Genomic DNA, 15,541 nt, shown 5'->3' with positions numbered 1-15,541 from the left:
GCGTCACCTCGACAACCACAGATCGGCGGGCGCGCACGGCAATCCCACTTCTTTCAGCGTCGAGATGCCGGCGGGCGCTCGGGCGACGTCGAAGACGGAATTCACCGCGGGCATCGCGGTCATGGTGTCCCACTCGTGATTTCCCCAGCTGTCCGGCGGGACGAACCTGATCCGGGTCCGCACTTCGGGTTCTCCCTCGATGACGATGTGATAGTGGTCGTCGTCGAATTCCCAGCTCTCGTTGAGCTTTTCGGTCAGATACCAGGCGACCTTCGAGCGGACGACGGATTTCTCGCCGACTTTGCCGGCCCATCCGCCGCGCACAGCGGCAATGGTGTCCTTCTCGATGCGGATCCAGCCCAGATCCACCGTTTCGGCGGCGGTCGCGTACTCGATGGAGAAATCCATATCGTCGAATTCGTAGCCCAGAGCCACGCCCATGCGCCGCACCGAATCACGGAAGGTGCTCATCCACAGTTTCGCGATCTCGATCAGCTCCGGGGTGGCCTCGGGTCGTGAAATACCCAGGGCCTGCCATGTTTCCGCGGATTCGTAGACCGAGACATCGGCCGATTCGAAGATCGAGATCGATCGGACGTCACGGCACACCGCGGTCAACGCGGTGGTCACGGCGTTGATCCAGCCCGGGTTGATGCCGGTGATGTGCAGCGAGCTGTTGCCGCGTTCGCAGGCGGCGGCGAGTTTCTGTTCCGTCTCGCCCTGAATTCCGCCGACGTTGAGGAACAGGTTGGTGCTGATGACATCGAGGCCGCTCTCGAGCAATCGTGTCGCATGGTCGAGGTCGGCCATGAACGGCGTGTAGATGACGGTATCCGCATCGAGGGCGAGCAGCGCATCGATATCGGTGGTGGCGAGCACTCCCGTATCGGGCCGCCCGCACAGCGTGCCCGCATCCACCCCGGCCTTGTCGTCGGAATAGGCGTAGACACCGGCCAATTCGAGTCGCGGATCGTCGAGAATCCCTCGCAGACTGAGCTTTCCGACCTTCCCGGTGGTCCACTGAATGACGCGCACGTGATCGACCTTTCGAGCTGCCGGTGTCGGCCAGATGAGAATGTAATTCTCGTATACGAAAATTAGCATCACGCATGCCGCGGGACAAGGTCCGGCAAGTTCTCGGCGGCGGAGCAAGGGGTACTGCGCTGCGGGCCGGCCGACCGGTGATTCCCGATCAGCGTGGTTGAGCCGACACCTCTGCCGGGTGGGCGTGGGTCAGTTCCGCCAGTGCGGACTGGAGGTCGTCGACGATTTCGGCGGTGTCGGGGGCGGGTATGTCGTACCAGCCGGGGCCTGCCAGCAGGACGCGGGCGCCGCGGTCGGCGCAGGTGCGCACGGCCGAGAGGAGGGCGGTCGATTCCTGCTGGGACCACAGCACCGCTACCGACTCCGGCACGCTGCGATCCAGGGCGTCGCCGAGGGCGGGGGTGGGGACGTTGGGGCCGAGCATGGTGGCCGGGACGTCGCGCTCGGCGAGGGCGGCGCGCAGGACCTCGAGTGGCAGGGAGTGCGCTTCACCGCTGGTGCAGGCGAGCAGTACCGGGGTGGCGGGCGCGTCGGCCGGTGGCGGGACCGCGCGGTGCAGTGCGGCCGTAATGCACCAGGACAGCAGGTGTTCGACGTCGATGCATCCGATGCCCGCTCCTTGCCGCTGGACGATCTCGGCGAAGGCCGGGCGGCACAGTCGATCCCAGGTGTCGACCACGCCGAAGGCGCGAATGTGGGCGAGCAGCAACGACTGCAGTGTGGTGGGGTCGGAGGCGAAGGCGGCTTCCAGGAGTGACGCGTGGTCTCCGGCGACCGGCAATGGTCCGCGCACGGACTCGGCCGCTCGCGCGGGGCTCGATCCGCCTCGGACGAGTACGACCATGCGCTCGAGCCGGGCGATATCGGCCTCGGAGTACAGGCGGTGGCGACCGCGCCGATGCTGGGAGGGGCCGATGCCGTAGCGCTGATTCCAACTGCGCAGTGTCGCGGTGGGGATGCCGATGCGCTCCGCGACGGTGCGTACCGAGAATCCGGTCGCGTCGTTGTCGGGAGGCGAGGCATCGGACATGACGATCATTCTGCCTTTCGCGGGCATGGGCACCGCAACGTCACAGTGCTGCGGCACCCGCGCGGTGGGAGTGATGCGCGGGTGGCACCTCCAGTATGCATCGATTACGCATCGATTGCTGTAGGATCGTCTGTGTCGTCGAACCCATGCTCATCGAACAGAGGAGTCGCAGGTGCTCGAACATCGTTCGCAGGTAGATCGGCCCGGTGGCTTCGAAGGGAAGGTGGCGCGAATGCTGACCGGCGCCCTTCGCCGTGTGACCGCGTTCGCTGCGGCAGCGATGCGCCCGGCTCGGCTGGCCGGTGTCGCTGTCTCGGCGATGGTCGTATTCGGCGCCGTCGCGGCGCCCGCGGGTGCGAGTCCGGCGGCCGGTCCGGCTCCCGTTCCCGCGCTGGATCTGAGCCGTTACGTCGGCACGTGGTATCAGGTCGCCGCGGTTCCTCAGTATTTCAATCTCGTCTGCGCCCGCGATACGCGCGCCGAGTACGCGGCACTGCCGAACGGTGATGTGTCGGTGCACAATTCGTGCACCACCTGGTCGGGTACGGGAAACGAGATCCAGGGTGCGGCGCGCGTGGTCGATCCGGTGACGGGAGCGCAATTACGCGTGGCGTTCCCGGGAGTGCCGACCCAGGAAAGCCTGGACGGTCCGCCCAACTATGTCGTGACCGCACTCGGTCCGGACTACTCCTGGGCCCTCGTCACAGACCCCTACCGGATCTCCGGATTCGTGCTCTCCCGCACGCCCGCACTGGATGCGGATCAGTGGAACCAGGTCGTCGCGGCGATCGTGGCGGCTGGTGAGCAACCCTGCCTGTACCTGACCTCGCCGGTGACGGGTGGACGCGGCGACATCACCCCACTGTGCCGGCTGTGAACCCGGCTCGGTGCGTACAAGCCATGGCCGCTCCGGCGAGTGGAGGTGAGTAGCGATGGGTGTGGCGGTAGCTTTGTTCACTCGTGATCTGCGGGTTCACGACAATCCGATGCTGACCGCGGCGCAGCGTGCCGGCGATGCGGTGGTTCCACTGTTCGTCCTCGACGAATCGCTGATCACCGGCTCAGGGGCCGCACCCAACCGGGTGCGATTCCTCGCCGCGGCCCTGGACGAACTCGACGACGAATTACAGTCACGCGGTGGGCATCTCGTTCTACGGCACGGCAAGGTGGTCGACGAGGTCGAGCGGATCGTCGCCCAGACGCAGGCGGAGTCGGTCCACCTCGCGGCCGAAGTCAGCTACTACGGCAAACGACGCCAGTCGGCTCTGCGTGACAGGCTCGAATCCCACGATTGCCAGGTGCAGACGCACGCCGCCACGGTGACCAGTGTCGACCTCGACGCGATCGAGCCGAGCACCGGACGCGATCATTTCGCGGTGTTCACGCCGTACTTCCGGCGTTGGGAAAGCGCTCGCCATCGGCGTCCGCTGCCGCCGCCGAAAAATCTCGAGGTGCCGCGGCTGGATGGCGAACAGCCGGGTCTCGACGAACTGCGCACCGCGCGGACCTCACCGAATCTGCGCGTCGGCGGCGAGACCACCGGGCGAAAGATGTTGCGCCGCTGGCTGTCCGATGGGGTCACCGCGTATGACGAGACCAATGACGACCTCGCCGCCGACGCCACGTCACACCTGTCGCCGTACCTGCATTTCGGATGCCTGTCCGCCGCGGAGGTGGTGTCGAGGCTGGACATGTCGGACCCGGGCGCGCACAGTTTCGCCCGGCAATTGGCCTGGCGCGACTTCCATCATCAGGTGCTGGCGGCCCGCCCCGCGGCGGCGTGGTCCGATTACCGCTCGGGTCCGGTCGAGATCCGCAAGGATGAGCAGGCCTTCGAGGCGTGGACGCACGGTCGCACCGGTTTTCCGATCGTCGACGCGCCGATGCGCCAACTGCGTGACGAAGGGTGGATGCCGGGACGCGCGCGGCTGATCACCGCATCGTTCCTGGCCAAAACCCTGCGGCTGGATTGGCGAATCGGCGCAGCCCATTTCCGGTATTGGCTGGTCGACGGTGATGTGGCGAACAACCAGATGAACTGGCAGTGGGTCGCGGGCACCGGGACCGACACCCGCCCCAATCGCACGCTCAATCCATTGCGGCAAGCGCACCGTTTCGATCCGGAGGGTGAGTACGTACGCCGCTGGCTGCCCGAACTCGCCCACCTGTCCGGCGCGGCGGTGCACCGCCCGTGGCGCGAGGACGTCGACAATGCGACCTATCCGGCGCCGATCGTGGAAGTGCCCGGCATGTAATCGATGCGGTGATCAGGAGACGGTATGCGATGTGTGGTGTTCGGTGCGACCGGCTACATCGGTGGCCGGCTGGTGCCCGAGCTACTGGCCGCGGGCCACGAGGTGCGGGTGCTGGCCCGCACCCCGGCCAAACTCGACGACGCCGCCTGGCGCGACAGCGTGGAAGTCCTGCGCGGTGATGTGCTCCGCGCCGACGATGTGGCCGCGGCCTGCGCCGGGACGGATGTGCTCTATTACCTGGTGCATTCGCTGACGCGTACGGATTTCGACGATGTCGACCGCCGCGCGGCGACACTGGTCGCCGAGCAGGCGGCCCGGGCAGGGGTACGCCGGATCGTGTATCTGGGCGGCATCGTTCCGCCCGGTCAGCGACTGTCGCGGCACCTGTCCTCCCGTGCCGAAGTCGGGCGAATCCTGCTCGCGGGGTCGGTTCCGGCGATAGCGATGCAGGCCGCGGTGATCATCGGATCCGGTTCGGCCAGTTTCGAAATGCTGCGGTATCTCACCGAACGGCTGCCGGTGATGGTCACGCCGCGCTGGGTGCGCAACCGCATCCAGCCGATCGCGGTGCGCGATGTGCTGTACTACCTGACGCGGGCGGCCGAACTACCGCCGGACGTGCGCGGCGCCTTCGATATCGGCGGCCCGGACGTGCTCACCTACGAGCAGATGATGCGTGACTACGCCGAAGTGGCGCGGCTGCCGCGGCGCGTGATCGTCCCGGTCCCGGTGCTCACCCCGTGGCTGTCGGCGCAGTGGGTCAATCTCGTCACCCCGGTCCCCAAGGCGATCGCGGTGCCGCTGATGGAATCGCTGGTCAACGACGTGGTCTGCGAAGACCACACGATCGCCGAGCACATCCCCGACCCGGCGCGCGGATTGATCGACTACCGCACCGCGGTGGAACTGGCGTTGACTCGTATCCGCGACCTCGACGTCCCCACCCGCTGGTCGGATGCCGACCAGCTCGGTCGTGAACCGTCGTCCCCGCTGCCTACCGATCCCGCGTGGTCGGGCGGTTCCCTCTACGTCGATGTGCGAGAACGCCACACCCGCGCCGATCCGGCGACGCTGTGGGCGGTGATCGAATCCATCGGCGGCGAATACGGCTGGTATTCGTTTCCGCTGGCCTGGTCGTTGCGCGGCTGGATCGACCGGCTCGCGGGCGGTGCCGGATTACGCCGGGGGAGACGGGATCCGCATCGGCTGCACGCCGGCGAGGCGCTGGACTGGTGGCGAGTGGAACGCATCGAACGCCCGCGCACCCTCGTGTTGCGCGCGGAAATGCGGGTGCCGGGGCGGGCGTGGCTGGAGCTGAGCGTGGACACGGATGCGCGGGGCACGGTCTACCGGCAGCGGGCCGTATTCGACCCGCACGGCCTGGCCGGTCACCTCTACTGGAAGGCGATCGCTCCCTTCCACGCGCTCATCTTCGGCGGAATGACCCGCAATATCACCGGAGCGGCCGAAGAGGCTGTGTCCCAGTCGGTTTCATAGCGCCGCCAACGCGACTCCGAGACCGGACGGCAGCGGCGAGACCGCGGGTGCCCACCGTGACACGTCGCGGAATACCGACGCGGGCACGATGAGCGAAGATGTCGAAGTCCAGGCTCTCGATGCGATCCAGGATTTCCGAATAGAGGGTGAGCGCGGTGGTGACGCACGGGCGCGACCGCGGATCGAGCAGGGCGATACCGGCACGGGCGTAGTCGTAGATGCCGCGAGTGTGGGCGTGCTGGGCGATCAGGGCACGCCGGACTCGGGCGTCGGTGCGGCGGTGCGCCTGGCACCACAGCAGCAGATCCCGGTCGACGCCGTGGGCGGCCAGTTCGTCCGCCGGCAGATACACCCGGTCCCGGACCAGGTCCTCGTCCACATCGCGCAGAAAGTTGGTGAGCTGGAAGGCTTTTCCGAGCGCGGCGGCGTAGGGGGCGGCCTCGTCCACCGGGCACACCGTGCCCAGCACCGGCAGCACCTGTAACCCGATGACTTCGGCGGAACCGTAGACGTAGTGGTCCAGCGCGCGCCGATCCGGATAGTCGGTGACGGTGAGATCCATCCGCATCGATTCCAGGAACGAGTCGAACAGCGACGCAGCGATGCGGTAGGAGTGTGCCGTGTGCAGCACGGCCGGGAGGACCGCGTCGGCATCGGCGTCCTCGGTGGTGAACTGCGTGGCCAGCGCAGTCAGTCGCGCCGCGCGTTCGGTGACCGGGCGGCTCGGATCGATGTCGTCGAGGATGTCGTCGGCGCGGCGGGCGAAGCCGTAGAGCGCGTGGATCGCCGGACGCTGATCGGGGGCGAGTAACCGGGTGGCGAGGAAGAAGGTCTTGCCGTGGCGCGCGTTGAGCGTCCGGCAGGCGCGATAGGACCGCTGCAACTGCGTATCGGTGCGGCCGTTGTCGAGGAAAGCGATGGGGGACATGAGTTTCCGATCAGCGGACGATGGCGGCGGCCGGTGCGGTAAGGGCAGACGCGGGTCGGCGTGCGGGCCGTGGCGAAGAAATCGGCCCGGTGACGCGGTCCGCGGCGAGCCGCCCGGAGATCAGCACGGGCGGTATGCCCACGCCGGGGACGGTGCTGCCACCGGCCAGCACCACGTTCTCGAGTCCGCGGATCACATTGGACGGGCGGAAGGGACCGGTCTGAGTGACGGTGTGCGCCAACGCGAACGGGCTGCCGGCCAGCATGCCGCGCCGAGCCCAGTCGGCGGGCGTGGTGATGTGGAGCAACCGGGGATCCGACAGCGGGAACGGCAGGCGATCCCGGACCGTGGTCAGGATCTCCTCGGCGTAGGCGGGACCGAAGCGATCCCAATTGATCGGCCCCCGAACAAGATTCGGTACCGGAGCGAGAATGTAGAGCAGGTCGCGACCGGGTGGGGCGAGGCTCGGATCTCCTGCGGTGGGCCGGGTGAGCAACAGCGAAGGATCCGTCATCACGCTGCCGCGGGCGATGATGTCGTCGAAGGCTTCGTCCCAGGCGCGGCCGAAGAGTAGATGGTGGTGGGCAGCCCGGGGCATCGCCTCGCAGCCTACGTGCAATACGAAGGCGGACGGTGCCGCCGTGGGACGCAGCGGGCGGCGCGGGGAGTGGCCCGTCAACCGGTAGGTCTCGGACAACTCGGTGGTGAGCACGACCGCATCGCACGGGATGCGCTCGCCGGACGAGGTGACGACCGCGCGGATCCGGGATCCGGTGCGGTCCAGGCTCGTCACGGCGGTGTCGTAGCGAATCTCCACACCGGCGTCGTGCGCGGCCGCGGCGAGCGCGTCGGGCAGCGCTCGCATACCGCCGCGCGGGAACCAGACACCGGCGATCGTGTCCATATACGCGATCACCGCGTACGCCGCTATCGCCCGCCTGGGCGCGACTCCGGCGTACAGGGACTGAAAGGTGAACAGGCGCCGCAATTCCGAATCGTGGATGTGCTGGGCGACCGCACGGTCCCAGCGGCGAAATCCGCCCATCGCCGCCAGCCGCGCCAGCGAGGGACGCAGCGCCGACAGCGGGGAATCGAAATTCGCCGCGATGAACGAGTCGAATTCGGCCCGGTAGAGCCGGGTCAGCCAGGCGCGCAGTCGGCGGTATCCCGCCGCCTGCCCGGGTCCGGCGAACTCGGTGATCGCGGCCGCCATGCGATCGGCGTCGCTGTGGACCTCGAGGTGACGCCCGTCGGCGAAATGGGCACGATAGGCCGGATCCACCGGCACCAGCGCCAGGCGGTCGTCCATCCGCTCACCGACCGCGGCGAACGTCTCCTCGACCAGATGCGGCATGGTCAGCACGGTCGGACCCGTGTCCAGGCGGTAGCCGTCCACATCGACGCGACCGGTGCGGCCGCCGGGAACCGAATCACGTTCCAGCAGAGTGACGGTACGGCCGCGGCCGGCCAGGTGCAGTGCCGCCGACAGTCCGGCCAGCCCCGCTCCGACTACGACGATATGGTCGCTGCGACCTGTGGTCGTGCGCATTGGTCTTCCTCCTCAGGGGTGGCGGGTGACGCAGATGAGTCCCATGCCGTCGAGTACGCGGCGCATCGGTTCGGGCAGGGTCGCGCTCTCGGCGGCGTGCCGCGCCTCGCCGATGCGGTCGCTGATCATCGCCTCGATCCGGGCGGGCGCTCCGGAGGCGGTGATCAGGGCGCGCAGTCTGTCGGTGGCGCCGGCGTCGACGACCGGCGCCGACAGCAGGGTGTCGAGTTCGCGGCGGGCGGCGGGTTCGGCGAGCTGCCGGGCGGCGATCACCACGGTGGTCGCCTTGTGCTGAGTCAGGTCTCCGTCGCCGGGTTTGCCTGTGGCATCGGCGCTTCCGAAGACCCCCAGCAGGTCGTCGCGCATCTGGAACGCCTCGCCCACGGCGCGTCCGTACCGGCTCAGCGCCGACAGGGTCGGCTCGTCGCATCCGGCCATCGCCGCGCCGAGTTCGAGTGGCCGGCGCACGGTGTAGTTGCCGGATTTCGCGCGCGCCAGCGCCAGCACCTGCCCGAAATCCGGTTCGGTGCGCACGTCGTTGAGCAGATCGCCGAACTGTCCCACTGCCAGCTCGATTCGCATCGCGTCGAAGCGGGGCCACACACGGTAGAGGCAATCGGGTCGAATTCCGCTGTCGCGCAGCATCTTGTCCGCCCAGACCAGGCAGATATCGCCGAGGAGCACGGCCGCCGACTCGCCGAATCGTGCGGCGTCGCCGGGCATTCGCCGATCCCGGTGCGCGTCGGCGAAGGCGACGTGTCCGGTGGGCGCGCCGCGACGCAGCGCCGACTCGTCCATCACATCGTCCTGGATCAACGCGAAGGCGTGGACCAGTTCCAGCGCGGCGGCGGCTCGCAGCGCGGCCGCATCCGGGGCCTCGCCGCACAACCAGCCGATGTACATGAACGTCGATCGAAGGCATTTGCCGCCTGCCACGTATCGGCGTGCGATGTCGTCGACCGCGATCCCGTGGACGGCGCCGATCCGGTTCGCGCGCAGGAAGGCGTCCAGTTCGGTCAGCACTCGATCCCGCACCGCGGCGCGCCACCATGCCACACCGTCCGCCACGTTCACCGGGTGGTCGGCCAGAATTGTTGCGGGGGAACACAATCGGCGTGAATTGTCGATGGTGACGCTCACGTCCACTCCTCGGTTCGGTGGTGCGGCGATGCGGGTGCCGGCCGGGTCTGCGAGGCGGGATCGGGACCGCGTCTTCCGGTCCGGGTGAACGATCCTCCCTCGACTTCCGACCCCAAGGCTACAGCAAACGATGCATAAATGATGCAGTGAAAACCGTATTCATCTGCCGTGGTCGACTGTGTGTCGTGTAGGCGCAGGAGGGCTGCTGGTCGACTCGTACGAGGTGGGCCTGGTTCGGCAGGTTGCCGTTGCAGCCGGAGGCGGCAAAAGGGAAATTGCATCGTTTATGCATCGAATTGCGGGTATTCTGGCTGAGACGAACCAATCAGAGGAGGCCCTCATGTCTCGTTCTTCCGCGCGTCGCGCGCTGTTCGCTCTCATCTCCGGCGGCGGTATCGCATTGACCTCGGCCGCGTTGTCGGCCGCGCCGGCCCAAGCCGACTCCACCAGCTGCCCGGCGCCGGGTGCCACATCGGTCGCCGATACGGGAGCCGATGCCGCGTGTTCGGCCACCAGCACCGGCGGGAGCGCGGCTGCCGCCTACGGCATCAACGGTACGGCCACCGCGAACGCGGGGCCGACGAGCTTGTCGCTGGCCATCGCGCAAGGTGGTGGCACCGCCCGGTCCGCCTCGGGTCCGTGGTCGGGGCCCGCGGCGATCGCGGTGGGTTCCGGCGCGACCGCCGACCTGTCCGGGGTCCGGCCGGGTCTTGCCATCGGCATCGCGGGGCCGGGCGCCACGGTCACCGTCTCCGGCGTGGGGACCCCGGTATGTACCGGCGGCCCGGGCTTCGCGGGCGATTTCCAGACCTTCCAGGGCTGCCTGTCGATGCGGTGACCACACACCGCCACGCCACGGTCCTCGTGCCGGTTCCGCACGGGTGTGGGGTGGTCGGGGGATCCGGAGCGGCAGGGGCGGAAGTGCGAGCGATCGGGATGTCGGCGCGTAGTCTCGAACGCGGCAACCCGCCGGCGTCTGTGTCTGGTTGTGCCGGCTTCCCTCGAACTCCCGGGAGTCGACGTGGAACCACTGACCGAGCGGCTGCGCCGCGACCGCGCGGATCGGGCGAGCGCCGTCGCTGCCGCCCTGAGTGCCCGGGATGTCGACGCCGTGGCCGTCACCTGGGTCGACACCGGCGGCATCGTCCGGATGAAAGCCGTTCCGGTGGAACGGTTCTCGCACGCGGCCGCCTGGGGCATCGGGGCGTCGCCGGTTTTCGACGCCTTCCTGGTCGACGACTCCATCCTGACCGAACACGTCGCCGGTGGCCCGACCGGTGACCTGCGGCTGTACCCCGACGTCGACCGGGCCACCGCCGTGGCCGCACTACCGGGCTGGGGATGGGCACCCGCGGATCGCTACACGCAAAGTGGCACGCCGCATGCACGCGATTCGCGGTTGCTGCTGCGCCGGCTCGTCGCCGAACTGGCCGGCGACGGCTACGAATTGCGCACCGCGATCGAATTCGAATGGACGATATCGCGCCCCGATCCACTCGACCCGGACACTTTCATCCCTGCTACCTCGGCGCCCGCCTACGGCATGGCCAGACTCGGCGAACTGGCCCCGTATCTGCGCGATGTGGTGACGAACGTGCGCGACAGCGGCATCGGCGTCGAGCAGATCCATCCCGAATACGAGGTGGGCCAGTTCGAACTGTCGATTGCCTCCGCCGATCCGGTCCGCACCGCCGACAACGCCGTGCTGGTGCGCGAGGTCGTCCGGGCCGTCAGCCACGCCCACGGATTGCGGGCGACGTTCAGCCCGATGGTCGTGCCCGGGGTCGTCGGCAACGGCGGCCACGTCCATCTGAGCCTGTGGCGCGAGGGTGTGAATCGGATGTGCGGCGGTCCGGGTCCGTTCGGCATCGGTGCGGAAGGGGAGCGTTTCGCCGCGGGGATCCTGGACCATCTGCCCGCGCTGCTGGCCGTCGGCTGCCCGGCGGTGGCGAGCTTTCTGCGATTGCAGCCCAGTCACTGGGCCGGGGTCTTCCGCTGCTGGGGGTTGGAGAACCGCGAGGCCGCCCTGCGCTACGTCACCGGAAGTGAGGGGGAACGCGACCGCGCGGCCAATATCGAGATCAAGACGTTCGACGCCGCCGCCAACCCCTACCTGGCGCTCGCGGGCCTGCTGGCGGCGGGCCGGGCGGGTTTGGGTGCGGGCGCGACCCTGCCCGAACCGGTCGCCGGCGATCCGGCTCGCCTCGACTCCGCCACCCGGTCGGCGCGCGGGATCACTCCGTTGCCCACCACGCTCGCGGACGCGGTGGCGGCTTTCGACGCGGACGAGGTGCTGTGGGAGGCATTCGGCGACGACCTCGCCGACACCATCGGCAGCGTCCGGCGCGGTGAGATCGCGCTGTTCGCCGACGCCACGCCCGAGCAGATCACCGACGCGTGCCGGTGGAGGTACTGACCCGCGCGTTCGTCAGCTTGCCGCCGGCTCCGTACTGCCGGCTCGTTCGAGCAGTGAACGCACGAACGCCAGATGGCCGGGCACCACGCCGAACCACACATCCGGCGCGCGCGTGCCCCGCATGGCCACGAAGGTCGACAGCGCGACGACGCCGTCGCGGACCTCGAGTGCCAGTTCGCCGTGGAAGCCGAGTCCCGAATCGGCCCGCAGCAGAAGGCAATCCGGTGCGGAGAAGGTGATGCGCCAGCCGGCGACGGTCTCCGGCGCACCGGGGGTGAGGTCGAGTTCGATGCCGGCCCACGCCGCACGCAATCGCGCCCGGACCTCCTCGGGGACGTCCTCCATGATCGTGCGGGCCCACTGCTCGGCGGTGCGGCCGGTGGCGGCGGGGGTTTCCAGCACGTGGCTGTCGATGTAGACGACGTCGTCCAGGGTGGTGAGGGTGAGCAGCTCGGCGGTGATTCCGCATTGCCGGACGCGGGGGGAGGTGTGCACGGACATGACGAGAACCTTCTGGTTTCGATACTGCGCAATAGATACAGAACAGTACTGTATCTATTGGAGGGTGATCTAATCAAGGGCGTAGCGAGCCTGTCGAAAGGAGGACGTGATGGCACCACCGGTGCGCACTCCGCGGCAGGCGTGGGTCGATGCCGGCCTCTCCGTGCTCGAGCACCACGGCCCCGACGCGGTCCGGGTGGAAGCGCTGGCGGCTCAGCTCGGCGTGACCCGCGGTGGTTTCTACCGGCAGTTCCGTTCCCGCGACGAACTACTCGAGGCGATGCTCGACGACTGGGAGCGGCGAGCCGTCGACGATGTGCGCGAACAGGTCGAACGCGAGGGCGGCGATCCGAAGCGCAAGATCCGGCGGGCCGGCACGCTCACCTTCGCCGAGGATTTGACGCCGCTGGACCTCGCCATCCGGGCCTGGGCCCGGCGCGACCCGGACGTGGAGGCGCGGTTGCGGAAAGTGGACAACGCCAGAATGGACTACCTGCGCACCCTCCTGCGGAACTCCGGTGTCGCCTCGGAAGACGTGGAAGCGGTTGCGCTGCTGTCTTTTTCGATTGTCATCGCCAATCGCCTGATCAAGGCCGAACACCCCGGACAGAGCAGATCGGATGTGCTCGCCCACGCCGCGCAGCTGCTGTTCGACTGACCGCGCGGGCATACTGGCGGGGTGAGCGATGAACAAGGCGTTCCGTCCTTCCACATCGACCAGGTCGACCACCCGGAACAAGACCTGATCGTCCGAATACTCGACAATCAGGCCGCGCTACCCGGCGTGGTGCGGATGCGCGAATGGGCGCGCGCCGCGCTGGCCCTGCGCCCCGGCGAAACCGCCCTCGACCTCGGCTCGGGCACCGGCACCGAAGTGGTGGAGCTGGCCGCTCTGGTGGGGGAGTCCGGTCGTGCCATCGGTATCGATCCGAATCCGTCGATGCTCACAGTGGCTCGCGAGCGCGCCGCCGACGTGAAGGCCGAATTCATCGAGGGATCGGCCTACGATCTGCCGCTGCCGGACGCCTCCGTCGACGCGGTTCGCTGCGAGCGGGTCTATCAGCACCTCGACGATCCGGCGAAGGCCACCGCCGAGATCGCGCGGGTGCTGCGGCCGGGCGGCCGGGTGGTGCTGATCGACAGCGACTGGTCGACGGCCATCTTCCATCCCGGCGATCCGGAGGTCGTCGCCGCCTTGCAGCAGCGGATGGAAACCAACAGCCCGAATCGCAACTCCGGCAGGCGTTTACGAGGCCGGCTGGTCGACGCGGGGCTGGTGATCGACGATATCGGTTCCGAGGCCGTGATCTGGGAGCCGGAGTCGATCCTCCCGATGTTCACGGCGGTCACCGAGCGAGGTGTGGCCGACGGATTGATCACCGCTGCCCAGCGCGAGTACGTTCTCGCCGAAATCCGGCGTGGTGCCGAGACCGGGGACTATCACTTCTCGGTGACCATGTTCGCGGTGGTGGCGCACAAACCCTGACCCTCGCTCACGGCGCGACCGGATCCGCCACCGGCGGCCGTCGTGCCGCGAGCGCGGCGGCCAGCGCCGCCGCGACGATCGTCACCAGCGCGCCCAGCATCATCGCCGCCGCCTCGGCCGGAACCAGCACGTGCAGCTGGGTGCCGACGGTGACGGCCGCGACCGGCACACCGATCTGCGCGGCGGCCAGCGCACCGAAGGCAACCGGCTGCCCCAGCATCCTCATGAGCAGATGCACCAGCAGCGCACCGGCTCCCAGCGCGAGTCCGAGCAGGACCAGCCGCGGGCGGTCGGCGAATTCGCGCAGATTCAGCCGAGCGCCCAGCCAGACGAAGAACAGGGGAGCCAGGAATCCGTCGGTCGCGGCGAACAATTGCCGCGCCACGCGGCGCGGTTCGCCGACGGCCGCGACGGCCAGTCCGGCCGCGAACCCGGCCAGCATGATCGAGACGTGCGTGCGGGTGGCGAGGGCGGCCATCCCGAACACGATGGCCAGACTGACCCGCAGTTCGAGGGCGAATTTGCGGCGCTCGGAGACCCGGTGCGCACGCCGGCGCAGACCGGATCGTTCCAGCCATCGCAGCAGGAAGAACAACAGCAGCGCGGTGCCGATCACCGCCAGCGCACCCAGTGCCGCGCGGGCGGCATTGCCCGCGTCGATCACCAGCGGTAGCGCGACGATCGACGCGGTGTCGGCGATGGCCACCTGCGCCGTGAGCTCCAGCACCGATCTGCCCTGCAGCCCTTGGGAATCGATGATCGGCAGCACCAGTGCCGCGGAGGAGGAGGCGAGCAGGACCGCATAGATCGCGCCGTGTCCGGTATCGAAGAATCCGGCCAGCAGGTAGCCGATGACGGCCGCGGCCGCACCGACCAGCACGGCGCGTACGGCGCCGATTCCGAGTGCCGAGCGGATCCGCGGATCACGGATCGGGACATGGGTGCCGGCCACGAACATCACCAGCGCGAAACCCATATCGGCCAGGAAGGCGAACACCGGATCCGAGGCGTCGAGCAGCCCGAATCCGGTGACGCCGCAGATGATTCCGGCGAGCAGTTCGCCGACGATCACCGGTATGTGCCAGGCTGCGCGCCACGCCAGCAGCGGTCCCGCCAGCCCGAGCGCCAGCACCAGGGCCAGGGTGGACAAACTCATCGGTGCCTACTTCTTCCGCTCGACCTTCGGCCGCTCGACGTCGTGCACACTGTCCGCCGCGCAACACTCCCGGTCACGCCGACACGCCGTCGCCTGCTGTCCGGCGCCGTGCCCGGCCGCATGCGCGGAGAGCCGGGCACGGCGATGGCTCAGTGCGTCACGCCCTGGGCGTGTTCGGCCTGCAGCTGGTTGTACTTCTGTGTGCCCGCGGCGATTCCGACCGGAATGGCGACCGCGATTCCGCCGACACTCGCACCGAGGCCGCCCACCGCGACCACGCCGACCAGGCAGGCCGCGGCCATCGCGGGCACGGTCATGGTGCCGGCGGTGGCGACGGAGATCAGGGTGCCGCCGGTGGCGATACCGAGGGGGCAGCCGATGGCCGCGCCGATCACCGAACCGGCCATACCGCCGACCGCCATCGCCAGACCCATGTGCGGTCCGGCCGCCGCGACGGCCTGGTTGAGATCCGACATCTGCGTGTCGGCGACCTGATTCGACTGTGCCGCAGTGGGTTCCACGGTACCCGCCACGGTCTG

14 protein-coding genes and 1 pseudogene are annotated in these 15,541 nt (G+C 68.7%); 7 read left to right on the top strand and 8 right to left on the bottom strand.

Features of this window, described 5'->3' with window-relative positions:
* Window positions 1-3: 3 nt before the first annotated feature.
* Together RJ03_RS08270 and RJ03_RS08265 are read right to left on the bottom strand one after the other, a co-directional pair.
* Window positions 4-1,035 carry an NAD(P)H-dependent amine dehydrogenase family protein gene (locus RJ03_RS08270; RefSeq protein WP_036499863.1) on the bottom strand — a complete coding sequence of 344 codons (1,032 nt, stop codon included), beginning with the start codon at window positions 1,033-1,035 and terminating at the stop codon, window positions 4-6.
* 157 nt (window positions 1,036-1,192) lie between these two features.
* Window positions 1,193-2,074, bottom strand: a complete 882-nt coding sequence (locus tag RJ03_RS08265; protein ID WP_051024461.1) for a MerR family transcriptional regulator — start codon at window positions 2,072-2,074, stop codon at window positions 1,193-1,195.
* A gap of 172 nt (window positions 2,075-2,246) precedes the next feature.
* Here RJ03_RS08265 and RJ03_RS08260 point away from each other — a divergent pair, with 172 nt between their 5' ends.
* The 3 genes from RJ03_RS08260 to RJ03_RS08250 are packed head-to-tail and all read left to right on the top strand — an operon-like array spanning window position 2,247 to window position 5,826.
* Window positions 2,247-2,951: a lipocalin family protein gene (locus RJ03_RS08260; RefSeq protein WP_373281681.1), complete on the top strand. Its 705-nt coding sequence runs from the start codon at window positions 2,247-2,249 to the stop codon at window positions 2,949-2,951.
* A gap of 55 nt (window positions 2,952-3,006) precedes the next feature.
* The gene (locus RJ03_RS08255) at window positions 3,007-4,329 is read left to right on the top strand and encodes a cryptochrome/photolyase family protein (RefSeq protein WP_036499786.1); all 1,323 of its coding nucleotides are present in this window, start codon (window positions 3,007-3,009) and stop codon (window positions 4,327-4,329) included.
* A gap of 24 nt (window positions 4,330-4,353) precedes the next feature.
* Entirely contained in the window at window positions 4,354-5,826 is a 1,473-nt protein-coding gene (locus RJ03_RS08250; protein WP_036499784.1) for an SDR family oxidoreductase, read from the top strand.
* On the opposite strand, the gene RJ03_RS08245 is transcribed toward RJ03_RS08250, so the two are convergent.
* From RJ03_RS08245 to RJ03_RS08235, 3 genes are read right to left on the bottom strand one after another with little or no spacing between them, the layout of a single operon-like run.
* The gene (locus RJ03_RS08245; protein ID WP_036499783.1) at window positions 5,783-6,754 is read right to left on the bottom strand and encodes a phytoene/squalene synthase family protein; all 972 of its coding nucleotides are present in this window, start codon (window positions 6,752-6,754) and stop codon (window positions 5,783-5,785) included. The two genes, RJ03_RS08250 and RJ03_RS08245, sit on opposite strands and share 44 nt — an antisense overlap.
* A 10-nt stretch (window positions 6,755-6,764) precedes the next feature.
* Window positions 6,765-8,303, bottom strand: coding sequence for a phytoene desaturase family protein (crtI, locus tag RJ03_RS08240; RefSeq protein WP_036499782.1), 1,539 nt, complete (start codon window positions 8,301-8,303; stop codon window positions 6,765-6,767).
* Between the two features lie 12 nt (window positions 8,304-8,315).
* Complete coding sequence (locus RJ03_RS08235; protein ID WP_371507197.1) at window positions 8,316-9,443, bottom strand: polyprenyl synthetase family protein; 1,128 nt, start codon at window positions 9,441-9,443, stop codon at window positions 8,316-8,318.
* Window positions 9,444-9,783: 340 nt separating this feature from the next.
* Here RJ03_RS08235 and RJ03_RS08230 point away from each other — a divergent pair, with 340 nt between their 5' ends.
* On the top strand, window positions 9,784-10,281 hold the full coding sequence (locus RJ03_RS08230; RefSeq protein ID WP_036499781.1) for a DUF6764 family protein: 498 nt from the start codon (window positions 9,784-9,786) through the stop codon (window positions 10,279-10,281).
* 183 nt (window positions 10,282-10,464) lie between these two features.
* Window positions 10,465-11,859: a type I glutamate--ammonia ligase gene (locus tag RJ03_RS08225; protein WP_245552213.1), complete on the top strand. Its 1,395-nt coding sequence runs from the start codon at window positions 10,465-10,467 to the stop codon at window positions 11,857-11,859.
* A 12-nt stretch (window positions 11,860-11,871) separates the two neighbouring features.
* Here RJ03_RS08225 and RJ03_RS08220 read toward each other — a convergent pair whose 3' ends face one another.
* Entirely contained in the window at window positions 11,872-12,360 is a 489-nt protein-coding gene (locus tag RJ03_RS08220) for a hypothetical protein (protein ID WP_051024459.1), read from the bottom strand.
* Between the two features lie 109 nt (window positions 12,361-12,469).
* On the opposite strand from RJ03_RS08220, the gene RJ03_RS08215 reads away from it, so the two are divergent.
* Window positions 12,470-13,018 (top strand): TetR/AcrR family transcriptional regulator, encoded by a 549-nt coding sequence (locus RJ03_RS08215; protein WP_036499780.1) that lies wholly within the window; start codon window positions 12,470-12,472, stop codon window positions 13,016-13,018.
* A gap of 21 nt (window positions 13,019-13,039) precedes the next feature.
* Window positions 13,040-13,846, top strand: coding sequence for a methyltransferase domain-containing protein (locus tag RJ03_RS08210; protein ID WP_036499779.1), 807 nt, complete (start codon window positions 13,040-13,042; stop codon window positions 13,844-13,846).
* 7 nt (window positions 13,847-13,853) lie between these two features.
* Here RJ03_RS08210 and RJ03_RS08205 read toward each other — a convergent pair whose 3' ends face one another.
* Together RJ03_RS08205 and RJ03_RS34910 are read right to left on the bottom strand one after the other, a co-directional pair.
* Complete coding sequence (locus RJ03_RS08205) at window positions 13,854-15,002, bottom strand: cation:proton antiporter (RefSeq protein WP_036499778.1); 1,149 nt, start codon at window positions 15,000-15,002, stop codon at window positions 13,854-13,856.
* Between the two features lie 149 nt (window positions 15,003-15,151).
* Window positions 15,152-15,541, bottom strand: a pseudogene (locus tag RJ03_RS34910) (hypothetical protein); the annotation flags it as partial.

The organism is Nocardia aobensis NBRC 100429, assembly GCF_000308375.1.
In the GTDB taxonomy this organism is placed as follows: Bacteria; Actinomycetota; Actinomycetes; order Mycobacteriales; family Mycobacteriaceae; genus Nocardia; species Nocardia aobensis.
This window is presented reverse-complemented; position numbering and strand designations above follow the sequence as displayed.